This is a genomic window from Vitiosangium sp. GDMCC 1.1324 (assembly GCF_003044305.1).
Classification (GTDB): Bacteria; Myxococcota; Myxococcia; order Myxococcales; family Myxococcaceae; genus Archangium.
This window is the reverse complement of sequence record NZ_PZOX01000009.1, coordinates 200,127-225,322: the sequence shown is the minus strand read 5'-3', so window position 1 is coordinate 225,322 and position 25,196 is coordinate 200,127. Positions and strand designations below refer to the sequence as shown.

At 68.4% G+C, this 25,196-nt stretch carries 17 protein-coding genes; 12 read left to right on the top strand and 5 right to left on the bottom strand.

Translation table 11 applies throughout. The features are described from left to right. Nucleotides 1-18: 18 nt before the first annotated feature. Nucleotides 19-1,485, top strand: coding sequence for a glycoside hydrolase family 6 protein (locus DAT35_RS26385; RefSeq protein ID WP_369946059.1), 1,467 nt, complete (start codon nucleotides 19-21; stop codon nucleotides 1,483-1,485). 71 nt (nucleotides 1,486-1,556) lie between these two features. Here DAT35_RS26385 and DAT35_RS26380 read toward each other — a convergent pair whose 3' ends face one another. Further along, entirely contained in the window at nucleotides 1,557-2,033 is a 477-nt protein-coding gene (locus DAT35_RS26380) for an SMI1/KNR4 family protein (protein ID WP_108069948.1), read from the bottom strand. Nucleotides 2,034-2,333: 300 nt separating this feature from the next. Here DAT35_RS26380 and DAT35_RS26375 point away from each other — a divergent pair, with 300 nt between their 5' ends. After that, nucleotides 2,334-2,831, top strand: a complete 498-nt coding sequence (locus DAT35_RS26375) for a DNA topology modulation protein (protein ID WP_108069946.1) — start codon at nucleotides 2,334-2,336, stop codon at nucleotides 2,829-2,831. A 49-nt stretch (nucleotides 2,832-2,880) separates the two neighbouring features. Here DAT35_RS26375 and DAT35_RS26370 read toward each other — a convergent pair whose 3' ends face one another. After that, nucleotides 2,881-3,777: an AraC family transcriptional regulator gene (locus DAT35_RS26370; RefSeq protein ID WP_108069944.1), complete on the bottom strand. Its 897-nt coding sequence runs from the start codon at nucleotides 3,775-3,777 to the stop codon at nucleotides 2,881-2,883. A 144-nt stretch (nucleotides 3,778-3,921) separates the two neighbouring features. Here DAT35_RS26370 and DAT35_RS26365 point away from each other — a divergent pair, with 144 nt between their 5' ends. The 3 genes from DAT35_RS26365 (at nucleotide 3,922) to DAT35_RS26355 (ending at nucleotide 5,979) form a co-directional block, all read left to right on the top strand. Next, the gene (locus DAT35_RS26365) at nucleotides 3,922-4,221 is read left to right on the top strand and encodes a putative quinol monooxygenase (RefSeq protein WP_199243005.1); all 300 of its coding nucleotides are present in this window, start codon (nucleotides 3,922-3,924) and stop codon (nucleotides 4,219-4,221) included. After that, nucleotides 4,218-4,961, top strand: coding sequence for an SDR family oxidoreductase (locus DAT35_RS26360; RefSeq protein ID WP_108069940.1), 744 nt, complete (start codon nucleotides 4,218-4,220; stop codon nucleotides 4,959-4,961). The genes DAT35_RS26365 and DAT35_RS26360 overlap by 4 nt, the downstream gene beginning before the upstream one ends. A gap of 79 nt (nucleotides 4,962-5,040) precedes the next feature. Further along, nucleotides 5,041-5,979, top strand: a complete 939-nt coding sequence (locus tag DAT35_RS26355) for an alpha/beta hydrolase (RefSeq protein ID WP_108069938.1) — start codon at nucleotides 5,041-5,043, stop codon at nucleotides 5,977-5,979. A gap of 87 nt (nucleotides 5,980-6,066) precedes the next feature. Here DAT35_RS26355 and DAT35_RS26350 read toward each other — a convergent pair whose 3' ends face one another. Both DAT35_RS26350 and DAT35_RS26345 read right to left on the bottom strand, forming a co-directional pair. Next, complete coding sequence (locus DAT35_RS26350) at nucleotides 6,067-7,953, bottom strand: hypothetical protein (RefSeq protein ID WP_146209891.1); 1,887 nt, start codon at nucleotides 7,951-7,953, stop codon at nucleotides 6,067-6,069. 154 nt (nucleotides 7,954-8,107) lie between these two features. Then, a complete protein-coding gene (locus tag DAT35_RS26345; protein ID WP_158501880.1) occupies nucleotides 8,108-9,043 on the bottom strand; it encodes a Kdo hydroxylase family protein in 936 nt (311 codons plus the stop codon). 186 nt (nucleotides 9,044-9,229) lie between these two features. Here DAT35_RS26345 and DAT35_RS26340 point away from each other — a divergent pair, with 186 nt between their 5' ends. Then, complete coding sequence (locus DAT35_RS26340) at nucleotides 9,230-10,231, top strand: glycosyltransferase family 4 protein (protein WP_108069932.1); 1,002 nt, start codon at nucleotides 9,230-9,232, stop codon at nucleotides 10,229-10,231. Nucleotides 10,232-10,262: 31 nt separating this feature from the next. Here DAT35_RS26340 and DAT35_RS26335 read toward each other — a convergent pair whose 3' ends face one another. Then, complete coding sequence (locus DAT35_RS26335; RefSeq protein WP_233261711.1) at nucleotides 10,263-11,111, bottom strand: alpha/beta fold hydrolase; 849 nt, start codon at nucleotides 11,109-11,111, stop codon at nucleotides 10,263-10,265. Nucleotides 11,112-11,418: 307 nt separating this feature from the next. Between DAT35_RS26335 and DAT35_RS26330 the strand changes: the two genes are divergently transcribed. The 6 genes from DAT35_RS26330 to DAT35_RS26305 all read left to right on the top strand — a co-directional run bounded on the left by DAT35_RS26330 (nucleotide 11,419) and on the right by DAT35_RS26305 (nucleotide 25,191). After that, entirely contained in the window at nucleotides 11,419-12,510 is a 1,092-nt protein-coding gene (locus DAT35_RS26330) for a YheT family hydrolase (protein ID WP_108069930.1), read from the top strand. A gap of 96 nt (nucleotides 12,511-12,606) precedes the next feature. Beyond that, entirely contained in the window at nucleotides 12,607-16,149 is a 3,543-nt protein-coding gene (locus DAT35_RS26325) for a hypothetical protein (protein ID WP_108069928.1), read from the top strand. Further along, nucleotides 16,149-17,333 (top strand): LamG-like jellyroll fold domain-containing protein, encoded by a 1,185-nt coding sequence (locus tag DAT35_RS59135; protein ID WP_108069926.1) that lies wholly within the window; start codon nucleotides 16,149-16,151, stop codon nucleotides 17,331-17,333. The genes DAT35_RS26325 and DAT35_RS59135 overlap by 1 nt, the downstream gene beginning before the upstream one ends. Before the next feature lie 31 nt (nucleotides 17,334-17,364). Further along, nucleotides 17,365-18,900 (top strand): ComEC/Rec2 family competence protein, encoded by a 1,536-nt coding sequence (locus DAT35_RS26315; RefSeq protein ID WP_108069924.1) that lies wholly within the window; start codon nucleotides 17,365-17,367, stop codon nucleotides 18,898-18,900. After that, on the top strand, nucleotides 18,897-23,405 hold the full coding sequence (locus tag DAT35_RS26310; RefSeq protein ID WP_108069922.1) for a DUF6603 domain-containing protein: 4,509 nt from the start codon (nucleotides 18,897-18,899) through the stop codon (nucleotides 23,403-23,405). The genes DAT35_RS26315 and DAT35_RS26310 overlap by 4 nt, the downstream gene beginning before the upstream one ends. Then, a complete protein-coding gene (locus DAT35_RS26305; protein ID WP_108069920.1) occupies nucleotides 23,398-25,191 on the top strand; it encodes a hypothetical protein in 1,794 nt (597 codons plus the stop codon). Before DAT35_RS26310 ends, DAT35_RS26305 begins: the two co-directional genes overlap by 8 nt. The last annotated feature ends 5 nt before the right edge of the window (nucleotides 25,192-25,196 follow it).

Below are 25,196 nucleotides of genomic sequence, written 5' to 3'. Positions count from 1 at the left end.
CGTTCAGGAGCAAATCTCGTGAAGGCTCATTCCCCCTCTGTTTCACTGTCTCGCCGTCATTTGGGTCCCATTGCGCTGACGCTCGCGTCGGCCATGGTCCTCGCCTGCGGTCCAACCCCTGCCCATGCCCCCGAGAGCGAAGGTGTCTCGGCTGTCTCCCAATCCCTCACGGAGCTCGTCGTCAACGGCACCTTTGCCTCGGGCTCGGTCTCACCGTGGTGGAACGGGCCCAACACCCAGTCGAGCGTCGAGAATGGCCAGTGGCGCGTGAACGTCGCCTCGGGCGCCGCCAACCCGTGGGATGCGCCCATCGGCCAGGACAACATCCCGCTGACGAATGGCCAGGCCTATACCCTCTCCTTCACGGCCTCGGCCTCCACGAGCGTGACCGTGCGCGTGACGGTGCAGTTGGGGGTCTCTCCCTACACCGCGCCGCTGGATCAGCAGATCACCCTCGACGGGACGTCGCGGCAGTTTACGTTCCCGTTTACCTCGTCGCTGACCACCAACCAGGGGCAGGTGACCTTCCAGCTGGGTAGCCGCGGGGCCTTCACCTTCCGGGCGGACAACCTCTCGCTCACCACCGGCGGCAGCAGCGGGTCCGGACCGATTGCACAGACCAGCGGCTTCTACGTCGACCCGAACGCCAACCCCGCGGCCTGGGTGCGTGCGAATAGCGGGGACTCGCGGGCGGCGCGCATCCAGTCCTCCATCGCGAGCAAGCCGGGCGCGCGCTGGTTCGGCAACTGGAGCGGTGACATCACCACGGCGGTGTCGAACTTCGTCGGGGCGGCAGACGCGGCCGACAAGCTGCCCGTGCTCGTGGCCTACAACATCCCCGGCCGCGACTGCGGGGGTGCCTCCTCGGGAGGAGCGGGAAGCCCCGACGCCTACCGGACCTGGATCTCCGCGTTCGCGTCCGCCATCGGCACGCGTCCCGCCATCGTCATCATCGAGCCGGACGCCGTGGCCCAGCTCGACTGCCTGCCGAACGACACCGAGCGGCAGACCCGACTCAGCCTCCTGCGCTACGCCACCGAGCAGTTCCGCGACCGGGCGACGAACACGTGGGCCTATCTCGACGGCGGGAACGCGGGCTGGATCGCCGCCGACACGATGGCGCAGCGGCTGGAGAGCGCCGGAGCCCACAACGTGCGAGGCTTCGTCCTCAACGTGTCGAACTTCTACACCACCGCCCAGTCCACCTCCTACGCCGGGTCGGTGAACAGCTCGCTGTCCAGCCGGTATGGATACACCCTGCCGTTCGCGGTGGACACCAGCCGCAACGGCAACGGCGCCAACGGTGAGTGGTGCAACCCGGCGGGACGCAAGCTCGGCACGCCCTCTCAGACCGGTGGAGGGGCGGAGCTGCTGCTCTGGGTGAAGGTACCCGGCGACTCCGATGGCCCGTGCGGGATTGCCCCGGGCGTGGTCGCCGGACAGTTCAGCCCCGACCTGGCCATCCGCCTCATCGACGGCACCTGAGCCAACCTGGGCCCGGGTTGCCGCGCGCGACCGTCGCCGCACGGCGCGCGCGAACTGGCCCGGGGGTGAGCTCACTTCTTCCCCAGCCAATACGAGCGTCCCTTGCTGCGGAGCATCTCCTCCAGGAACTCGGAAAAGGAACTGGCGATCTGCTCGCAGTGGGCTGGGTCCGGCCATGTCTCGTGGTCGCCGTCGAAGAGGGGGTAACGACCGTTCTGCTGCCGGGCCACGTCCACCACCACGTAGTTGCCGTCCTGCACGTCACAGATGGCGTACATCGAGGCCGGACCCCACTGGTCGTCATCCTCTCGGCGAATGGCCACCCTCGCCCGGACGATCTCGGACAAGGGAAGCATCTGGTAGGGGGCATCTGGCAGCTGCTTGAACAGTTCCGCCCCGTTGCAATGCAGGTAGAAGGCTCGCAGGTCCGGGTCCAGATTCCAGCCCACCCGCTGCTCGAATGCGTCGATCTCCTCGGGCGTGGCGGGCGGATAGGGAAAGTGCTCGCGGGAGACCTCTTCGAGCAAGCGGCTCATGGGCGTGGCCATCGTCAGTAGTCCATATGCAGAACCCGGCCCCTGCCGTCGCCGAGCAATGGGCCAGGCTGCGGTGACGAGGTGGGCTCTACCGTCCTCGTTGGGGATGGCTTGGATTGATCAGACATGATGGCTTCGTAGCCTCGCTAGCGTATCGCTCCATCACGATCGACAGAGAAAAGTCGGGTGGTTGAAAAAAGAGGAAGGGCCCGGAACCGACTCCCGATTCCGGGCCCTTCTTGTTGGCGAGGATTACGAGACTTGAACCCATGGACGAGGGGTGCCACCTTTCTTGGGAGGGGAAGAAACCGGATGAAGAAAGTCCTCGTGATCGGCTCCGGCGGCGCCGGGAAGTCCACCTTCGCGGCGCGGCTGACCGCCAAGACCGGGCTGCCCCTCGTCCACCTCGACTCCGTCTACTGGCGCCCGGGCTGGGAGGAGACACCCAAGGACGAGTGGCGCCGGACCGTCGAGCGTCTCGTCGCCGGGGAGGCCTGGCTCATGGACGGCAACTTCGGCGGCACCCTTGAGCTCCGCCTCGCCGCGTGCGACACGGTCGTCTTCCTCGACCTGCCGCGCACGCTCTGCCTGTGGCGAGTGCTCATGCGGCGCCTGCGCTATCTCGGCCGGGCGCGCCCCGACATGTCTCCCGGGTGCCCGGAGCGGCTCACCTGGAAGTTCCTCCACTGGATCTGGACCTACCCAAGGCTCCGGCGCCCGGAGATCCTGGCGCGCCTGGACGCCCTCCGAGGCGAGAAGAACGTCGTGGTTCTTCGTTCGCAGAGGGAGGTCGAGGAGTTCCTGAAGTGACCGGGTATGGGTTTTTCCACTATCAAGGTCCCAAGGCGGGGGATGCCGCCTAGCTCGCCCGCGCATAGCGGCCCGGGGGCTGGCCCACGTGCCGGCTGAACGCGGTGCTGAAGGTGCTCGCAGAGCTGTAGCCGACGCGTTCGGCGACCTCGGCGATACCGAGCTCACGGCGGCGAAGCAGTCCCTTCGCAACGGCCATCCGCCAGGCCAGCAGGTACTCCATCGGGGGGAGACCCACGGTGCGCGTGAAGCGCTCGAAGAACGCCGAGCGCGAAAGCGCCGCACTCTTCGCGAGCTGCTCCACCGTCCACGAACGCGCCACGTGGCCGTGCATCTGCCGTATCGCGGGTGCGAGCCGCGCATCGGCCAGGCCACGCAACAGTCCCGGAGGCGCGTCGTCGCCTGATGTCGACCGCAGCGCCTCGATGAGCAGTAGCTCCGTGAGGCGCGTGAGCACGAGGTCGCGCCCCGCGCGCTGCCCGCTCGTTTCTTCGCCGACGAGTCGCACCAACACCGAGAGCCGCTCCACGCCGCGTACGTGCACCAGGGCCGGGAGCAGCGGCACCATCAGGTCCGCGTCGGGCGAGTCGAAGACGAAGTACCCACCGAGCAGGCGCACGTCGGGCCGACCGCCATGCGTGCCGTGACGGACCTCGCCTCTTGGAGAGGACATCACCTTGGGGTCGATGTACACGGGTTTCACCGGCTCGAAGCCGGACATGGTGAAGCCCGGCGTCGCCGGCAGGAGCACGAAATCGCCCGCCTCGAGCGTGAGGGGAGGCTGGCCGTCGACAGCGAGTCGGCAGCGCCCCTCGAGCACGGCACAGAAGCTTGGCTGGCCAAAGTCCGAGTAGCGGACGGCCCAGCGTCCCGCTCCGCTGATGCCCTTCGAGAACACGGCTCGCGGCTGAAGCAGCGCGATGACTTCCGAGAGAGGATCGCTCATGCCTGGACTCTAGCCAATAAAATGCGGACTGCACGTGGTGGATGGTCCAGCCCCCCGGAATTACCTTGCATCCATCGACGCCGCGATTCGCGGCAAGCCAAGCAAGGAGTCGACATGAAGGCGACATACGGATTTCGGGCAACAATGACTGCTCACCCCGGGAAGGGCGACGAACTGGTCGACCTGCTGCTCTCCGCGACTCGCGGCACGGGCCCGGCCACCAACCCGGACTGTGTCCTCTATGTGGTGGGGCACTCCGCGAGCGACCGGGACATCGTCCACGTGTCCGAGGGGTGGACCACGAAGGAGGCCCACGCCGCGAACTTCACGAGCCAGGAGGCCCAGGCGTTCCTCGCGAAGCTCGTCCCGCTCGTCATGGGCGAGGCCCGGTATCAGGACGAGGTGCCTGTCGGCGGAAAGCTTCACGTAGGAGGTGCGCGATGAAGACGGTGCTCATCACGGGGTGCTCCTCCGGGTACGGGCTCGAGACCGCGCGCCACTTCCACGCGCAGGGCTGGAATGTGGTCGCCACCATGCGGACGCCGCGCGAGGACGTCCTACCCAGGTCGGACCGGCTGCGCGTGGTGTCGCTCGACGTGACGCGGCCCGATTCCATCGCGGCGGCGCTCGAAGCGAGTAGCCCCATCGACGTGCTCGTCAACAACGCGGGTATCGGGCTCATGGGGGCCTTCGAGGCCACGCCGATGACCACGGTGCGTGACGTGTTCGAGACCAACACCTTCGGCGTGATGGCGATGACGCAGGCGGTGCTGCCCCGGTTTCGCGCACGCGGGTCGGGCGTGATTGTGAACGTGACGTCCAGCGCGACGCTGGCGCCGATGCCGCTGGTGGCCGTGTACACCGCGAGCAAGGCGGCCATCGAGGGGTTCACGGCGTCGCTCGCATTCGAGCTCGAGGCGTTCGGCGTGCGCGTGAAGCTCGTCGAGCCGGGCTATTGCCCGAACACCCGTTTCACGAGCAACGGCGGCGCCCGCATGGAAGGGCTTTTCCCCGAGGCCTATGCCCCGTTCGCACAGCGCATCTTCGCCTCGTTCGGACAGATATCCGCGGTGACGAGCGAGTCCGATGTGGCCGAAGCCATCTGGCGGGCCGCGAACGACACGTCGCGGACGCTCCGTTTCCCCGCTGGCCCCGACGCCGTGGCGCTGGCTCGGTCGGCGTGAGCGGGCTCGACGAGGCATGAACTTCGCTCCGCGGGTCCTGCTGCCACGGCCACACTCAACTCTGGAGAACGCATAGCACATGAAGACACTGCATCTGGTGGACCCCGCGGTGCGCGACGTCATCGCCTCGCTCCGCACCTTCGACCCCGAGCGTGAGCCTCTGGAGACGTTCCGCGCGCAGCTTCTCGCGACCTACGCGCAGATAGCCCCGCCGATGCCTCACGCGCGAGAGGAGCACTGGGTACCGGGGGAACCCAAGGTGCGCGTACTGGTGTACCGGCCGCGAAACCTGCCCCCGTCGTCGGGTGCCATCGTCTATGTGCACGGCGGTGGCTTCATCGCGGGCGTCGCGGAGATGACCGACGCGACATGTCTTCGACTCGCGGAGGAGCATCGGGCCCTGGTCGTGAGTGTCGACTACCGCCTCGCGCCAGAGACGCCTTTCCCCGGTCCGGTCGAGGACTGCTACGCGGCGTTGCGCTGGGTGATGAAGCAGGCGCCTTCATTGGGTATCAACCCCTCGCGGGTCGTCCTCATGGGGCACAGTGCGGGAGGAGGGCTCGCGGCGGCGACCGCGCTCTTGCACCGTGACCGGCGAGGCGCTCCCCTGGCGGGACAGGTACTCATCTATCCGATGCTCGACGCGCGCACCGGCACGGCGGACGCTCCGGTCGACAACCCGTCCATCGGCGAGTTCGGGTGGACGCGCTCCATCAACCGCTTCGCCTGGCGAGCCTTGCGAGGCAGCGGCCCGATTTCGAGCGAGCGCGAAGGTCACTTCTCGCCCTCGCTGGCGTCCGGGCTCGAGGCATTGCCCCCGACGTTCCTGGCGGTGGGCGGAGTGGACCTCTTCTTGGAGGAGGCTGTCGACTATGGACTGCGTCTGTCGCGCGCGGGCGTGCCCGTCGAGATGCACGTCTACCCGGGCGGCATCCATGGCTTCGATTTGTTCCCGACGGCCATTGCGGACCGACTGGCCTCCGACCTTCGGGACGCGCTCGCGCGTCTGCTTCGATGATTCAGGGTGCTTCAACGAAGCGCTCGGAGCCAGGTCTGGAAAGTAGGAAGAGACCCGCGCGCTGCTCGTAAATGCAGCCGGACGCCGTCAAGAGATCGCGCAGATATGCAGGTCGAGGGCGCCGGTCGTCGAGCAGGCGACCGAGGGGGTCATCCCAATGCTCTGCTTCGGCCCGACGAGGATCGTGTGACGCTGCACACTCTCGAAGCTCGTCCAGCTACCGTTCGATAGACGCGAGGCGTGAAGCAGGATGCCATTGAGGTCGACCGCACATACGTGCAGCTCGCCGATACCCTGGGCAGCGCAAGCGACGTTCGAGATCGCGTTCGGCTGGTTGCAGTCGTTCTCCTCCTGCTGCTTCACGACGGCGGCGATCTCCTGTGCGAGCTTCTGCATCGCCGCCGGGTCGTGCACGTGCTGAAAGAAGTTCTCCAGCACCCGGAGCCGCGTCGCGAGCTGAGCGCATACCTTCGGGACGGCGGCCTTGGTGACCGCGAGGACATCCCCGAACGCGAACGGCCACGAACCATCGTTCTTCCGGATGGTGTGCCGGAGACCACCGTTCAGGTCGACGACGACAACGTGGAGGTCACCGGATGGATCGGCGGAGCACGCGACGTACGGCGTGGGACCGATGTTCGGCCCGACCCTTCGTGTTTGTGCCTGCACGTCGCCGAAGGCGAACGGCCACGTGCCGTCCGCCTTACGAATCGTGTGCCAGAGCCCACCGTTGACGTCGATCGCGCAGACGTGGAGATCGCCTGCCGCGTTCGTCGAGCACGCGACATGCGGCGTGGGTCCGATGCCGCTGTTTCGCCTGACCTTCGTCGTCTGCGCCTGGACGTCGCCGAACGCGAACGGCCACGTGCCATTGGCCGTGCGGATCGTGTGCCACAACTTCCCGTTCCGGTCGATCGCACACACGTGGAGGTTGCCCGTCGCGTCGACCGAGCACGCAACTCGTGGGATTGGCCCGCCCTTCCACGAAGTCTGCTTTTCGACGTCCTCCCAGGGGAGCGGCCACGTCCCGTCCGCCGCGCGGATGGTATGCCAGACATTCCCCGAACCATCGATCGCGCAGACGTGGAGCTCGCCCTTTGCGTTCAGCGCACATGCCGCGCGGAACACGTTGCCGAGGTTGTTCGAGAGCTGCGCCTCGACATTGCCGAAGGGAAACGGCCAGGCGCCGTTCGCGCGCCGCAGTGTATGGAAGAGCGTTCCGCCAGGCTTGATGCACGCGGTGGAAGCCTGCGACCAGAACGGCTCGACGTTCCACCCGAGATACGGGTAACTGATGATCTTCGACGAGCCCTTGGCGGCCTCGCACAGGTCGCCGATTTCGCAGCGCGAGTCGCCGGTATCGACGAAATAGCCCTGGTCAGTGGGGTTGGTGAACGTCTCCGCGAGCTCGTGTCCAACGCAGAATGCGACGCCGTCCGCGCTGGTGCTTCCCGCGTAGCCGAAGATCGCCGCCCAAATGAGGTTGTCGCTGCCGCCGGGCCCGTAGCTGCCGTGGTTGTGGTAACCGCACGCGCCCACGCCATCGGAGATGCTCGTGGAAGACGGCGTGAAGACGACGTAGACCTTCCGACCCTCGTGCGCGTCGGGCTTCGGTGTCACCGCCCCATCGTCGAGCCACTTGGCGAGCTGACTCTGGATACCACCCGCGTCGATCTTGGACGGCGGGGGATACTTCTTGGTGTCGATGATGTGGACGCCGATGCTCGAGCCTACTCCGACCTCGTATTCCTGAAGGCCCTTGACGAAGGAGCCGCTCAGAACGTCCGTCAGCAACAAGCTCATGGAGCCCACGAGGGGCGAGCTGATTGTGAACGCAGGATCCCAGAAGACCGCAATGATCCGCGGATCCGTCAGCACGCGGCCCTGGTGGCTGGATACGCCTCCCGTGTAACCGTGACACGGCATGTTCACGCCGCCGCCGTGCGCCATCGAAACGTGACGTTTCTGCTCCATGTTCCCTCCTTCCATGAAGTCCTTATGGAGAGAGTCGAGCTGGGAGGTTTGTGATAGGAGCGGCGCTTGTCGCTCGCAGGCAGGACTCACCGAAAGGCAACCGTGCACGCAGGTGCTCACACCCGTGGGCAGGGCGATACCACATCCCCCCCCCTCAGGCTGCGGCGGAGCGCATCGGCTCTGGCTCGGGAGACCGTTGCAGGAGCTGGTACGGCGAGATTTCCGGGCGCTTGCAGCTCGCGAGACGGATGAGGAAGGTATCCACGAACGCGAACTGCCCGGACAGGCAGGCGTGGCTCACGGTATCCGTGAGCACCATCCAGGCGGAGAAGGACGGGAACGAGAACTCCTCGTAGCCATCGCGGCCCTGGATGAACGCGGGTGTGTCCTTCATGTAGTTGTGGAACTGGCGCATCAGCCGGTCATAGGGCGAGGTGTCGATCATCCCCGCCCGCCGAGCACCCAGCCGCTCCGCACCCCGCAGCAGCCCCGAGTACATGCGGTTGGCGAGCCCCGGACGCAGGCTTCGCCCTTCGCTCCCGGGCGTAATACCCGCCGCCGCGCCATGCCGGCGATACACCTCGGCGAACGTGCCGCGCGTCGCCCAGACGCGGTCCTCGGTGGGGTGCACGTTGATGAAGAAGCGCAGGATGCGATCGCCGTGCGTCGCGCCATACGCACCAGCGTCCACATGGACGAGCTCGTTGCTGGCGTGCGCGCTGAGATTGCGGCCGCGCTCCTGCAGTGGACGGAAGCTCGAGGTGCCAACGGTCCAGCCCTTCACGAAGTCCGGCATCGCCCGGGTGAGGAACTCCACCACGCGCCCCGAGTGCTCGCGGAGCAGGCGGTGGGTGCGCTCGGCGAGCGCTGGGGCCTCGACCCCCACGAGCCGGTCGGCGCTCGGGTAGTAGCTCACGTTCTTGCGCTTGAGCTGGCGGGGCATCTCCTCGCGCAGGAAGTCCAACTCCGCGGGCGCCGGCAGCGCCACGGGGCTCCTGGGAAAGTAGACGACGTTGCCCTTCTCCAGCTCATCGGAGAGGGTGGTGGGACCACAGCCGCTCAGCCGCGCGTCATCGTAAGACACGAACATGAAGGACTCCCCCGCGTACCCCAGGCCCGGTGTCCTGTCACCCGGCCAGGAGAAGAAGCGGTGACGCTTCCATGCGCACCGCGGGGGCGTCAAGCGGGGCCAGGAGCCCGCTGGACGCGGATGACGCTCGGAGCTGAGTAGGGTAGAGACGCCGGTGCTTTGACCGATACCCCCGCCCCCGCTCGCATGCCACTCGTCGTCCATCCCCACTTCCACCGGCGCCGCTCCGGTGCCACCGCCCACACCGAGCTCATCGTCCTCGAGCTGATGCGCCTGATGGAAACGCGCGCCCTGGGCAAACACCTGGCCGAAGAGGTGCCGCGGATTCCGTGGGGCGAGCTGTGGAGGCGCATCCGCCAGGAGCCCGTGGTGTGGCACGCGCACCGCAACAACGAGCTGCTCTTCGGTTTCCTCTTGCGGCTGCTGGGCCAGCGGGTGCGGCTCGTCTACACGCGCCACGGCCCCTTCGAGCCCGGCTGGTTCACGCGCTTCATCGTCCGCTACGCCGACCAGCTCGTGACGCTCAATCAACAGGGCGCTGATTGGATGGGCATGCCTTCCCGGATCGTCACCCACGGGGTGGACCTGGAGCGCTTCACCCTGCCGACGGACCGGGAGGCTGCGTGGAAGGCGCTGGGGCTGGGAGGACGTTACGGGGTGGGCGTGGTGGGGCGGGTGCGGCCCAACAAGGGCCAGGGTGACTTCGTGGAGGCCATCCGCCCGCTGCTGCCAGAGTTCCCCGAGTGGAAGCCGGTGCTGGTGGGACTCGCCAAGAGCGGGGATGCGGCGTGGGCCGAGAAGCTGCGCGAGTCCACGGGCGGGGAGCTGGTGCTGGCCGGCGAGCAGCGCAACGTGGTGCCCTGGTACCAGGGATTGAGCATCCTGGTGCACCCCTCGTACGGGGAGGCCTTCTCCATGGTGCTGGTGGAGGCGATGGCGTGCGGGTGCTGCCCGGTGGTGACGCGGCTGCCGCACGTGCCGGCGGTCATCGAGCACGGGCGCACCGGCTTCATGTTCGAGCCCGGAGACGTCACCACACTGCGCGAGCTTCTGCGGATGTTGCTGCGCGAGCCTGAGCGCGCCCGGCAGGTCGGGCTTCATGCGGCCGAGGAGGCTCGAGCGCGCTTCGGCGTGTCGCACGAGGCCCTCGCCCTCGCCCGCGTGTACCAGGCGGCGCTCGAACGATAGGCTTTCGGGACTGGTAAATGCGGCCGGAGGCCTACTCCTGGGCGGAGCGCGCAGAGAAGGAGAACAACGCCTCGAGGACGGCCTGCGGGGCTTCCACCATCGGGTAGTGCCCAATGCCCTCCAGCGAAACGATGTCGGGGTTGGGAATGAGCTCACGGTAGCGCTTCGCCATGTGCGCACCGGAGACAGGGTCCACCGAGCCATTCACCATCCGCAGGGGGACGCGGGTGCGCTGGAGCGCACCGGTCCAGCGTTCCCGGTGGCGGACCCGGTCCGCCATGAAGCTGATGAGTCGGTGGGAAACCCGCGAGCCAGCGTTGTGCGAAATGACTTCCCAGAACTCGTTCAGCTCTTGCTTCGAGGGCCGGGTCTTCTCGCCAAAGATGGCGCTGAAGCTCCGCTCGAAGGAGCGCTGGTTGAAGAGCCGCGCGATGACGGAGCCCACCGGGCTTGCCAGCAGCCGCTGGATCAACCGGGGCTGATAGACCTCGGGGAAGAGACCCCCGTTGAGGAAGCACGAGGAGCGAAGCACCAATCCCGGCCGGCCCGCCTGCTCGCGCTCCAGCTGCCGCGCGAGCAACTCCTGGACGACGGAGACCCCGAAGTCGTGAGAGAGCACGTGGGCGTGGGTGATGCCGAGCGACTCCATCAGCCGCTCGGTGAGCGTCGCCTGCTCCAGCACGGAGTACACGTGCCGTGAGGGCTTGTCCGAGAACCCGTAGCCGAGCAGATCCGGCGCCACCACCCGGAACCGTTGGATGAGCTGAGGCCAGATGCGGGACCAATCCCACGAGGAGGTAGGAAAACCGTGGAGGCACAGCAGCACGTCCCCCGCGCCCTCGTCGCGGTAGAAGATGCGATGTCCCTCGAAAGAGAACATCCTTCCTTCCCTCTTCCAGTCGCTGAGCTGCATGCCACGCATTGTGGCACCCCGCGAACCAGGTGTCCTCGAAAAGCACTGCATTCCATCGAAGTCGATGCCCGAGGACAGGTCCGCCGCCATCACATCCCGAGGAAGGCCTTCATCTCGCGCAGCACGTCGTCGCGGTTGGTGACCACGCGCCCCGGGTTTTCGCATGGACGGACTCAAGCACGTGAGCCGAAAGAGGCGAGCCCACCGCCGGGGCGGACGCTACACTGGCGCCCCGGCCGCTCCGGCCGCTACCACTTCGCAGGAATATGCAGGCATGTTGAAACTGCTCCCGTCGTTCGGCGCCAACGTCGGCCACGACCAGCCCCGGCTCTATTACAACACCAAAGGAAAGGCACAGAAGTGGGTCGGCGACATCCGCCAGTTGACGCAGCGCTACCGGCCCACGCCGTGGCTGTTCAACACCCATCTGCAGCTGCTGTTCTTCGACCTGGTGAAGAAGAAAACCATCCGCTTCCGCTACGACCACACCGACACCCTGACCATGGCCGACGGCGGCACGACTGCGCTGGCCTGGGCCGGTTACGGCCTGCCGGAGACGGTGCCCACCGTGGTGGTGCTGCACACCATCTCCGGCAGCCCGGCCAGCATGGCCGAGCTGGTGCGCGATCTGCGCCGACACACCGGCTGGCGCGTGGTGGTCTGTGTGCGCCGCGGCCATGACTGCCTGCCGCTGGCCGTGCCGCGGGTCAATCTCCTCGGCTGCACCGCCGACCTGCGCGAGCAGCTGGCGGAGATCCGCCGGCGCTTTCCCGAGTCGCCGCTGTACGCGGTGGGCTCCTCCGCCGGCTCCGGGTTGCTGGTGCGTTACCTGGGCGAAGAGGGCGCCGAGGCACCGTTCAAGGCAGCCTTCGCCTTCTGCCCGGGGTACAACACCGATGTGACCTTCAGCCTGACGCACCCGTTTTACAGCAGGCTGATGGCCAGGAAGCTATTGAAGACATTCGTTGCGCCGAACCTGGCGCAGCTGGGACATCTGAACAATCTGCAGCAACTTCTGGCGTCGCGCGACCTGAGCGAGCTGCACGAGGCGATGTATGAATTTTCAGGCTATGCCAGCTACCAGGACTACTCGCGTTCGACCAACCCCATGGTGGTATTCGAGAACATCGTCACACCGCTGATGATCCTCAACGCCGAGGACGATCCGGTGTGCCGCATTGAGAACGCCAGGCCCTATCTGCAGGCCATCGAGCGCTCGCCGAATATGCTGCTGGTGACCACCGCCAAAGGCAGCCACTGCGCCTACTACGAAGGCTGGGGCGCCACGTCCTGGGCCGGGCGTTTGATGGCCAACTACTTCTTCGCAGTCGAGCGGCAGGTGGTGGACGACGCCCGTCGGCGCTAAGGGTTCCTTTCGGTTGGGCCAGCAGCACCAGGGGCGCACGGTGCTCCAGGGAGGTACTTCACACTGGGTGCCAGTTGCCCATGGTACCCTGGTCCAGTGTCCCTGCTCGTCGCCCCCCTCCACGTAGACGCGCTGTTCCTCCGGCAGCGGCAAGCGGTCGTCTCGGCCACGACCCACTTCACCCTCCTGCCGTACTTCGATGGAGAGCATGGGGTCCACCCGGAGATTCCATTACTCGGAGAGCGGGTCGCGGCCGAGCCCTTCCGACCCGAGCACCTGCTCCTGGAGTCGGGCATCCACCTTCATTGGTCGATGCCGGCCGCGCTGACCCGCGCGTCGCGCTGGTCCCGGCCCGAGGGCGTCGGGATGGACGCGCTTGCCCTGCCACCGGTGCCCAACCGCTGGTTGGTGACGCGGGGGCACGCGAGCACGAACCTCCCCGAGCGGCAATGGATCATCGAGAGCGACTACCTGCACCCCGTGGGCGCTCGCCCGAGCACCCCCACCACCTGCTACCCGATGCGCGATTCGCTCGGCCAGCCGACGGGAGGTGTGCCGTATCGCCACATGGGACGGGTGTTGCCGCTCAACGACTGGCTCGCCGGGCCGTCGCCGGGCCCCGAGCACTACCTCTCCGAGCCCCTCACCGTGCGCGGTTTCGGCGAGCACACCTTCGCGGCCTTCTATCCCAACTGTCAGGGGGTCTTCGGGTTTCACGACGGGGAGGTGAGTGTCCCCCAGCTCTCCAACCTCTTCTACGAGGTCTACGGTTGGTACGCGAACCCCGAGCATGACTACCTGGCGGTCGCGCTGCGCCGGGCGAGCCGCGCCGCGGATCGCGCGTCCCTGTCGCCGCAGGAGCTCTGGCAGAGCGTGATGGATGACTTCCGGTGGACGGTCGTCGGCGCTCTTCCCCGCGATCTCGTCCCACCGCGCCTCACGTGCCGGGGGCGGCTCGACTTCGATGCCCACACCCGATGGGATCCCCCGCCCCCCAAGGGCAATGCCACGCTGACGCTCGGCGCCACGGCGGCCGAGGCGCTGGCCTCCCACCTGGCGCGCTCCGTCTCCACGGACTCCCAGCAGCAGGCGCACCTCGAGGAGCAGCTCCAGGCGGTGGTGCTCTCCTCCGCGCTCGACGACCGGCACCTCGATCTGGCGATGAAGTTCAAGGAGGCGCGCCACGCCGCGGGCTTCGTCGCGCTGCCCTCCGAGCCCATGTGGACCCTGCGCGCCGCATCGGGACAGGGGGAGGAGGCCGCGCCGGCCTGGCCGGACGTGGCGTCGCTCCTGGACGGGCTCAACGCCCTCCAGGCGGAGTACAACCGGGCGCGGGAGCGGGTGCGCTCGTTGCGGCGGCAGCTCGCGACGGACTGGCACCACTACCAACTGGCCCTCCATCCCGACGCGCCCCATGACGACCGGCCCAACGCCATGGCGCTGCGCTACTTCATGGAGCGCCACTCCATTCCGGCGCTGCGTCAGCTCATCGACGCGACCGGTGAGCTGCGCATGCCCGAGCCCGACTCCGGCCAGCTGCCCACCGCGGTGGGTGAGGCGCACTCGGTGGCGCAGCGGCTCGTGTCGCGGATCTCGGCCCTCGTCGCGGCCCTCGCGCGGCATGACGCCGAGGGCGGAGGGGCGTATGTGCTCCAGGTCGCGGCGGCGCCGCGTTTCTATCGCCCAACGGATCCGGTGATCCTGATCGCGGGGGAGGCGGCCAGGGCCTCCAACCGCTACGTCTCCACCGCCGCCAGCGTGGAGGTGTACCCCCTCCTCGGGGATACCAGCGGCATGTCCGAGGCGATTCTCCCGATGGCGCTGTTCCGCAAGCTGCGGCCCTGGCGCAGGGAGGGCCCGGGCGCTCGGCCCTGGACGGGGGAGCCGTGGCACCCGTTGCTGTTGGAGTGGGAGGTCGAGCTGACGCCGAAGGATCTCGGCTGCAACCTCTCGAGCCCGGGGGAGCAGTACGACCCGGCCTTCGTGATGACGAACTACGTCCTGCGGCGCGAGGCCGTCGACTTCGCGCCCCGGGGCACGCGTCCGTGCACCCGCGGGGCCCACGTCTACAAGGGCTCGACCGTCCTGACCCCCCATGCGCTCGGCCAGATGGAGAGCCAGCTCGACTCCTACCTCTCGCGCGTGGAGTCAGACCCCACCCAGGCCCCGCTCTCCCCCGACACCCGCACGCGCCTGCGCGAGGTGGTGGCCCAGCTCCGCTCGGGGACCCTCCCCTGTGTCACCCAGGCGCTCGGCGGTTTGAACAGCGCCCTGCTGATGACCGGGCACACGCCCCAGGTCCCCATCGCGGATCCGCTCGGCTTCGAGAACGATCGGGACTTCGCCCGCCTCGTCGCGGAAGCGGTGGCCGGGGAAACCCACACCGTGCCGCTCGTGGCCAACGACTTCTGCCCCATCCGCAACGGAGAGCTGCACGTGCGTCGCCTGCGCATCCTCGACACCTTCGGGCGCGCGGTGAACATCGACTGTCACACGCTCCACGGCACGCGCTCGTTCGGCGGTCATTCCTTCGAGGGGGCGGCCTCGCTCCAACTCCCGCCCCGCCTCGTGCAGCCCGCACGGCTCGACTTCCGCTGGCGTTCGGCCGATCAGGGCACCCGGGAGGCCAACGCGCACCCGGCGACCACGCCCGTGTGTGGGTGGGTGATGGCCAACCACCTGGATCGGAGCCTGTTCTGTTTTGACCGGGAGGGGGTCGCGCTCGGGGTCATCTGGGTCGAGGCCGATGCGGTCCCCCGGTGGCGCCCAGCGCCCGGCCGCCAAGTGTCGGCGGAGTCGGGCGGCGGCGTCTCCGACGTGGGAGATCCCACCCTGCGGCAGTTCGTGCGCTTCCTGCTCCGAGGGTCCGCGAACTACTTCCACACCTTCCTCGCGGACCTGGAGGATGCCCAGAACCACATCGAGCCGGAGCATCCCGGCGAGGTGCTCCTGTCCGGCCAGCCGCTCGCCCTGGTGAGGGCCTCGCTGCACCTGGAGCTCCAGGGCCTTCCGGCGATGCACCAGGGTCTCAAGGAACTGCGCGAGAGCCTGCTCCGGAGCGAGCGGGAGACGAACGGCTTCACGCGCGTGCGCTTTCCCATCCGGCTGGGCGAACCGGATCAACTCGGCGACGGGCTGGCGGTGTACTGGGTGGAGGACGGCAAGGGCGGGTACGAGGACGACGCCTACGTGATTCCGTACTACGACCCCGGGGACGGCAGCGGCACCCCCCAACAGAAGAAGTGCGACTTCCTGTATCAGTCCGTGGACGCTCCCCCGTTGGCGGTGACGATGCTGGTGGATCCGCGGGGCGCGGTGCATGCCACGTCGGGGATCATGCCGACCAAGGCCCTGCGCCTGCCCGCGCAACACTGGGCGAGCGTGTACGAGCGCATCGCCGTGGAGTTCACGGCCGCGCCGGTGCTCACCGGGCGGACGGAGAATCCCGTCGAGGGCGCGATCGAGCTCCCGATGGGGGCGGTCCCCGGCCGTGCCTGGACCTGGCTGGAAGCGACCCCCGAGGGATGGGGACGCCGCCCGGTCGAGGCCGCCCAGGCGCGGGTTCCCTTCGATGCGGTGACCGAGATTCGCGACGGTTGGCTCGTCTCCGAGCCCAGCAACCCCCGTGGAGGGTCGTGATGCCATTGTCATCCGAGGGTCTCCTGGCGGACCTCCTGCTCGAAGATCGCAACTCCGAGACGCTGGTCGACCGGGGGCCCGGCCGGCGCAATGGGGTGGGACACGGAGCGCGCGTCGTGGAGGACGAGCAATTCGGCCGCTGCATCGCGCTCGACGGCACGCCGGGCTCGTACCTCGAGCTCCCAGCGCCCGTGGGGGAGCTGGAACTCCTCCAGGGGTTGACCCTGCTGGTCTGGGTCAAGCCCGAGTGGCGCGGCGAGCGGGAGATGACCTTCTGGCAGGTGAGTGCCGCGCTGAAGGACCCCTCCCTGCCCTGGTTCCTCTCCGCGCGCCTCGTTTCGCGCGAGGACGGGCGCCTCGCTCTCAGGGTGGGGGGCACCGTCGGGTGGGAATGGGTGACCTTCGATAGGGAGGAACCCGGCGCGCCTGGAGGTTGGGTCCGCCTCGCGCTCGTGTATGTCCCGGGCAGGCCCTGGCGCGTTCGGGTCCGCGGGGCGCGTGCCGTGGGGGACCCGTTGACGCTCGCCATGGACGCGTTTCCCACGGAGGCGGGCGGATCGGTGGTGATCGAGTCCATCTCCCACCACCTGGGGGGCGTGGAGCAGCCGTTCGGCGGAAACACGCCTGCCTTCCGGGGGCGGCTGGTGCGGCTCAGCATCTACCGGCGGGCCCTCCTCGACGCCGAGCTCGACGCCGAACTCGACTCCGGGGACCTGGGGTTCTTGGGCGCGTTCGAGCACCGCTATCCGATCTCGTTCGCGCTGGAACGCGCCGCTGGCGAGCCGGCCCGCGTCCTTCGGCTGGCGTGTCCCTCCGGCGCCGTCCGGTTCGTTGGCAGCCCCGGGCTGGAGGCCAGTCCGGGTGCCTGGCACCTCCAGTTGTCCTTCCCCCCGGGTTCGCTGGGTGGGCCAGGCGGGGTGTCCCTGGCGGATCCGGCGTGGCGGCTCGCCACCGAGCCGGGTCGCGGTGGTGCGCCCGACCGTCTCTATCTGCTCCATGTCGGCGCCGGACAGATCTCCGCCCACGAAGTGGCTCTTCCTCTGCGAGGCCTGGACACGCTCACCAGTGGCAGTGCGCGCTGGGTGAGAGCGGAGCTGGCCTGGCGGCGTTCCGGCCTCGACATGGAGCGGGGCGCGAGCGGGTATTGGGAGCAGTGCGTCGACACCGCGAACGGCGGCGTTTGAGTGCGTGGCCGCAGTCACTTCTGGAGAATCCATGAAGCGTGGAAACGATAGCAACGGCAATGACACGCGGCGCGCCAAGCGCACCAAGTACTCGGATGAAGTCATCCAGGCCGTGAAAGAGATTTTTGCTTACGATCTGCGGCCCGGTCGAGGCTCCAGCAATTCGTCGGCGATCATCTGCCGCCGTGCGTATAAGTCTGACCTCAATGCCTTGAAACTCTTCACGGGTTCGGAGGCGGCGTTCCTTGCCAATGCGGATCCCAAGTTTGTCCATCGTGTCGCGAACGCGCGGATGGAGGCGGTGAAAAGGGCAAAGGAAGCCATGGAGTGCGTGGAGCTCTCCGAGGAGGAGCTCGAGGCGGGGACCGCCACGTACACGAACCCGGACGGCAGCGCGTCCGCCGAGTTCCGCCTCATGTTCACGTCCATCGGTTCGGGAGACTGCATCCTGATCAGGACGCCCCAGGGACAAAGCCTGGTGATCGACTGTGGGCAGCGCTCGCAGCCGCGCCATGGTCAGTACGTCAAGGAGATCCAGGATCTCCTCAAGGAGTTCGTCGGAACGGAGCGCGACCCGGACACGAAGGCTGTCAGACCGGCCCAACTCTCGTACCTGATCTTCACCCACCCCGACAAGGATCACTACTGCGAGGCTCCCCGGATCGTGTTCAATACGGTGCAAGGACCTCGGGTGCTCCTCTATACCCTGACGCAGACCAGCTACGGAGAGTCTGTGAAAGGTTCGACTGCTGCTCGCAATCATTTCAAGAAAGCGAAGGTGTGCGGTCGCCTGGTCATCAACAACACGAAGGTCGGTGTGACCACGCCGGGGGGCAAGGAGATCACGAGCAAGTTCACGTTCGATGGCGAGCGACTGAAGCTCATCGAAGAGCCGGATTGTGAAATCTCACTCCTGTCCGCGGAGGCTTCTCCTTCGCAACACGAGTCCTGCCCCACCAACGCCGCCAGCATCGTGACCTTCATCAAGGTCTACGGTCGGAAGATCCTCCTCACCGGGGATGCCACCCTGGGCACGGAGGCCTTCCTCCTCAGGCACCACGGGGAGCTGATCCGCGATCTGGACCTCCTGCAGATGGAGCACCATGGATCGGGGACGGAGCACGCGGGACGGACCTTCGTCGAGACGACGAACCCGCGGATCGCGGTGGCCAGCTCGGGTCCCCACCAATCCGACCGCAACCCGCGATGGTCGACGATCGCGGCCTACATGCGCGTCACCGATGGTCTTCCTTCCCAGGAGGGCAACCAGACCCCGGCGCCCACCGCGCACCGCCTCTGCAAGGGCGTCGACACGCACCTGATCCGCTACGGAACCGAGACCTTGTGGCACTCACCCACGGCCAAGGTGAATTGGTGGCAGGTGAAGCCGGCCTACAAGAAATACGGCATCTACACGACGGACTCGGGCATGTCCCACCTCCAGTTCTTCGTCACCCCGGAACGAGTCCTCGAGCGGCGGTGGACCTCGAATGCGGGCGACCACCGCATGAAGGTCCTTGAGAACGGCGTCGTCGATTACACCCCGCCCACCGGGGGGTCCCCATGACGGCTGGGGAACTCCACGAGGCGCTCCAGCGCTTGGGCCTCCTCGATGTGGCCTCGCACAGGCTTCGGTTCGACGCGGCGGGCTTGAAGCGCTTGCAGGACGCGCGGTTGGCGGACACCACGCGGATGGTCGAGGGCGTCTGCCCCTATTTTCCGAAGGGCGTTCTCGACGTCGGCTCTCTCGAGAGCGTGGCTCCGCCCGCCGGGGACGCGGCGATGGCCCTGCGGGGCGTTGGCGGCGCGGGTCCGTTCCTGGACATGGCGGTGGAGGTGGCGCTCGACCTCGTCGAGGTCCCTGGCGGACTCCCGCACTTGCGCCTGGTCCTGTCGGCCTGGGGACGCGCCCCCACCCCGTGGACCGTGGCCAGGAGCTTTCCGGGACATGCGGGCACGATGCTCGCCGATCTGCGCTTTCCCACGGACCTCGTGGAGCGCTATCCGTTCTTCCAACTGCGCTCCCACGCCGAAGACGGGGGGGCCGTCCTGGGCGTGAGCGGCCTGCTCGATCTCGCCTCGCCCACCGACACCGCCGCGAACCTCTTCCTGGGGGAGGGCTTGCGCGACCAGGTATTGCCGGTGATCGGTGGGGTGCTGCCCTCCGGAGGCGACGCGTCGGCGCCTCCCGAGGTGTTCTTGATGGGGTGGCTGTCTCCAGAGATCGTGCGGAGGGTGGGCAACCTGGTGGGGCTCGAGGATCTGCGCTTCGTCTATCGGGGGAGGCCCGATTACAACATGGCCATCCGGCGCTGGACGTCGTCAGCGGAGGCCACCTGGTTCGCGGATCTGGTCTTCCCCGGAGAAACGACGGACACCCGCATCCCCGTCGTGATGCGGACCTCCGGCAGGTCCGGGGTGGTGGAGATTCGCTCCTCCCTTCCGGATGGCCTGTCCATGCCGCTCGCCGGGCTCTCCGCGCTCGTGCCCCAGGCCCCGCTCCGGGTGCCCGAGCAGGTCCCCGTCGGCGCGGTGGTGAAACTGACCGACGTGTCCATGCGTCTGGATCCGAGCGGGGGCGACCTCATCCAGTGGGTGAGTCTGGACGTCGAGGTCGCGGACGAGAACCGCTGGGTCCTGTTGGATCGCTTCCTCACGCTGGACGCGATCGATCTCGGCTTCACCCTCCATGCTCCCACCAGCGAAGAGCGTCAGGTGGAACTGGCGATCTCCGGGCTCGTTGGCATTGGGGAGAGCGGTACGATCCGGCTCACCACCCTGGTGTATGGCGGGGCCTTCGGTGTCGACTACGAGTTCTCGGGAGGCCTGGTCGAGGACTCGGAGCTCGACGTCACGCAACTCATCTCCCATTTCATGGGCCATGAACGGTATCCGGCACTGCCGAGCCTCTCCATCCGGGATCTGGCCTTCTCCTATCACCCCGGCTCTGGCCGCTACTCCGCGAGGGCCGAGCTGAATGGTGCCTGGCTCGTGCCTGGGGGGGGCCGGCTCGAGATGGAGGGACTCACGATCGGGGTGGAGGGGGCCGGGCATGGCGCCGTCGCCCTGAGCGCGCGCGGCGTGTTCTACTTCCTCGGCTCTCGCGCGATCCTGCGCGCGGACCACGTGGGCGAGGGGCGCGGCTGGATATTCGAGGGCGACCTCATCGACGACCCGCGCGTGTCTCCGGAGGCGCTCGCGGGCGGGGCATTGGAGTTCGGCGCCAGGGACGGGAGCGGGGCGGGGACGCCGGTGACGCCCCGGATGCTCTCCACGGTGGCGCTGAGGGATCTCCACGTCCGGGTGGACACCGGCACCCAGGAGTACGCGTTCCGCGGGACGGGTGCCTTCCGTCTCGGGGAGGGCGCCGACACGTCCCAGGCCGCCGCGCTGACGCTGCACCTCGACGCGCGCCGACCGGCGGCGGACCGGCCCCACGAAATCTCGGTGGGCGCGAGCCTGTCCCTGTTCGAGCCGGGCACCGCGGTGGAGCGGGTCTTCTCCGCGGATTTCGATCAACAGGACGAGCGCGAGCTGATGGTCGCCGCATACGGTGGCCAGGGGAGCGTGGTGGACCTGGGGCGGCTCCTCGCGCAGCTCATGCCGTCCGTGCAGGGGTGGGTCCCCTCGGGCCTGAGCGTCGGGCTCAACCACGCCCAGCTCGCGCTGCTGAAGAGCGCCGAGGGAGACAAGGCCCTGTTCGCGGTGGAGCTCGGGACGGGGCTCGAGTTGTCGAAGCTGCCGCTCGTGGGCGGGACGTTCCCGCGTGGACGCCGACTCGACCTGGTGTTCCAGTTGCTCCTCGCCCGGGACCGGTTCGAGTCGGGCGACATCGCGTGGCTCAACCAGCTCACCCCCTCGGGGGTCACGAAGCTGCGCGAGGAGGGCGTCGATGCGGGTGCCACCCTGCACGCGCACGTGCAGGTCGCGGGTATCAGCTCGACGCTCGACCTGCCGCTCCAGGTCGCGGTCACACCCGTTGATGCCTCCACCCGGCTCGATGTCTCCGCGCCCGCGCGGGCCGACTCCGCGAAGGTCGCGTGGGTGGATCTGCAGAAGGGCTTTGGCCCCTTGCACGTGGGGCGGGTGGGCGTCGGGCTGTCCGGCCAGCAGCTCGTGTTGCTGCTCGACGCGTCGCTCCACGCCCCGGCCCTGACCCTCTCGCTCCAGGGACTCGGGGTGGGCTTCGCCCTGAGCGATCTGTCCGCGCACGACTTCGCGCCCCGCTTCCACCTCGACGGCCTGGGGGTGGACCTGAGGAGCGGGGACCTGGAGCTGGGCGGCGGGTTGCGACACCTGCCCGGGGCGGAGGGCGAGGATCGTTATGACGGCGCGCTCACCCTCCGCTACGGACGGCTCGCGATCTCGGCGCTCGGGTCGTATGCCCGGATGAAGGATGGCCATCCCTCGATGTTCGTCTGGGCGCTCGTGGATGCCGTCGGGGGGCCCACGTTCTTCCGCGTCGAGGGGATGTCGGTGGGCTTCGGGTACAACCGACGCCTCGTGCTCCCCACGGCGGAGGGCGTGCGCACCTACCCGCTGGTGACCCAGGCGATGGCCGCCCCCTCGGAGCGGCTCGACCTGTGGTCCATGGCCGAGCGGCTCCTCCTGACGCCCGCGGTGGGGGAGCACTTCCTGGGCGTGGGCGTGCACTTCACGTCCTTCCAGCTCATCGAGGGCGTGGCGCTGCTCTTCGCGCGGTTCGGGTCCGAGCTCGAGTTCGACCTGCTCGGAGAGGCCACGCTGCGGGTGCCCGCCCAGACGCCGCCGGGGGGCACGCCCCTGGTGAACGCCTCGCTGTCCCTGCTGGCGCGCTTCCTGCCTGAGCAGGGGGAGCTCTGCGTCCGAGGCGTGTTGTCGCCGGGCGCGTACGTGTTGTCTCCCGACTGTCACCTGAGCGGAGGGTTCGCGCTTGCCTCCTGGTTCCACGGCGAGCACGCGGGGGATTTCGTCCTCACGCTCGGGGGGTACCACCCCTCCTTCCGGGTGCCCGCCTGGTACCCGAAGGTGCCGAGGCTCGCGCTCAACTGGCGCGTGGACGAGCGCCTCACCCTCAAGGCGGACGCCTATCTCGCGCTCACGCCGTCGGCGGTGATGACCGGAGGGCACTTCGAGGCGGACTGGCGGGATGGGTCCCTGCACGCGTGGTTCCGCGCCGGGCTCGACATGGTGCTGGGTTGGAAGCCCTACCGCTATCACGCGGAGGCCTCCATCTCGATCGGGGTGACGTATGGCGTGTTCTCCGCCGACCTGACGGCGGAGCTCGTCTGCGACGGGCCGCCCTTCTCGGGGCGCGCCCACGTGAGCTGGCTGGTGTTCTCCTTCGATCTGGAGTTCGGGCGGCCCGCACGGCCTCCTCCCGCCGTCACCTGGGGGGAGTTCCGCGCGGACCTGTTGCCCGCCAAGGGGCTCCTCGTTCTCAACGCCGCGGGCGGTCGGGCTCCGGACGGGGGCGGTCGCAACGGCCCGGCGCAGGGGGAGTTGGGCACACTCCATCCGGGTGAGCTCCGGATTCGGGTGGACTCGGCGGTTCCGATCACGTCGAGCGCTCCCGGGTCTCCGCGGCTGGGGGTGGCGCCCATGGCGGCCACGTTGGACTCGACGCTGTCGGTGGAGATCAAGTACGGCGATGAGATCGTCACCTCGCGCTTCCAGATCGATCCGGTCTCGGGTTCGGTCCCCGCGGCCCTGTGGGGGCAGGCGCATGGGAAGCAGCCCCACGCCTCGCTTCACGCGCCCCGGCTGATCGAGGACGTGGTGGTGGGCTATGAGATCCGGTCCAAGCCCCACGTGCCTGGGAGCCCGCCCACGCCCATCACGCTCTCCTCCTGGGACACGCATCAGGCGCCTGCGTTGACCTGGCCGCGGCGCCAGGCCCCCACTCCCGTGCACCTGGAGGATTCCTCCGTGGTGGACCAGATCGCGACCGACCTGTGCCTCCCGGAGACGCGCGCGGCGTGCAGGAGCGTGGTCGAGGCGCTGCTGCCCGATCTCCCCACCCGCGGGAACTTCGCCCCGGTGCGCTCCTTCCGTGCCGCTCCCCGACTCGTGAGGCCGCTTGAACATGACTGACGATCTGATCCCCGCGAGCCTTCACTTCTATGATCGGCAAGACCCGCTCCTCCCCTCGGGGACCTACGACGTCGCGGCCACGCTCTCTGTCACGGTCGACGGTGCGACGGTGGAGCATGGGACGCAGCGGGCCCGCTTCGCGGTGGGCGGGGAGCGGTTCGCGCTGTCCCCCAAGGACGTGTGCTCGATGTATCCCCCCGACGGAAGCCGGGGAGACTTCCACGCGGATTTGCCGCACGTCGTGCTCGCGCGTGACACGCTCCCCTGGGAGCGCAGCGCTGGGAAGGGACAACCCTGGCTCGCGCTCCTGTTGCTGCGCGAGATGGATGCGCCCTACGTCCAATCACGCCGGATGACGCTCGCGGAGTTCCGGGAGCGCTGCGGGCGGAGCGCGCCGCTCGCTCTCGAGGAGGGTCGGGAGCAGGATGCCGTGACCGTGCTGGAGCTCGACGCGCGGTTCGCCAGTGAGTGCCTGCCGAAGGCCGACGAGCTCGATCGGTTCTGCCACGTGCGGGAAGAGGTGGGCGGGGCGCCCGGCGCGCGTGCGGCGGTCGTGGTGGGCCTCCGGCTGCCCGCGTCCGGGCGTCACACGATGCACCTCGTCTCCCTCGAGGACCACGGGTGGGGCGATGGGCCCTGGGTCCTCGTGTCGCTCTGGAGCTGGACGTTCACGAGCGAGCCCGTCTCCGAGGACTCCGGTGCGCTGCTCGCACACCTCGTGGACGTCGCGTCGCACGCGGGACTGCTCCGACCGGAGGCGGCGCCCGCCGACCTCCCGGACGACGCATCGCGGAAGCTCCAATCCGGCCTGGTCCTGTTGCCCCACCACCTCGCCGCCGGAGGCACGACGGCGTCCTGGTATGGCGGACCCCTCGTCCCCAGCCCGCGCCCCCCCGGACTGCTCGGAGCGTTGCCCGCGTCGTGTGCCGATGCGCTCCTGCTCTATTACGAGAAGACGGGCATGTTCGACGTGAGCTACGCGGCCGCCTGGGAACTCGGCCGCCTGCTCGCCCTGCAGAACCGGCGGGTGTCCACGCAACTGTCGGCGTGGCGCCGCACGTGGGTGCACCACGCGCACCGGCTGGCGGCGGTCGCGGGGTCGCATGGTCATCTGCCGCAGATCCAACGGGCCGCGCCCCTCGCGGAGCCCGAGCCCCCACCCGAGCTGGTCGCGTGGGTGGAGGGTCTCGGCAGGCTCGAGGGGGTGCCCTTCCGCTACCTCGTGGCCGACGAGCGAGCCCTCCCCGCGGAGTCGATCCGCTTCTTCCACGTCGATCCGGCGTGGCTCGCGGCGCTCCTCGACGGTGCCCTGAGCGTGGTGCGTCCCCCGAACGCGACCGAGCGGAGCCCCGCCGAACGGGCGTTGCTGGCCCGGGTGCCCGAGCGCGTGCTCACCGGCTTCGTGATGCGCTCGGCGGCGGTCACCGGCTGGCAGGAGCTGCAGGTGGAGGCCCAGGGCGTGGATGGACCGCTGGATGTGCACCCCCCGATGCGCCCCGCGCCGTCCATCCAACTCGTGGTGTTCCGCGGGGAGGTGCGCACGCTCCGGCTCCGCCAGCGTGTGCAGTCGCTGCACCTCTCGGTGGCGCGCTTCGCCAAGGGCCTAGCCGTTGGAGGTTTGCGCGCCCTGGAGCTCAGACAGGTGGAGCGCGCCATCGGTCACCAGTTGCCGTCGGGGTCGGCGTTCGCGGCGGCCCTTCTCCATCGGCCGGCGGAGGTGGTGTTCGACGTGCGCTGGTCTGGGGACTCCATGGACTCCCACAACCCGCCGGTGATCGCCCGTTGAACAAC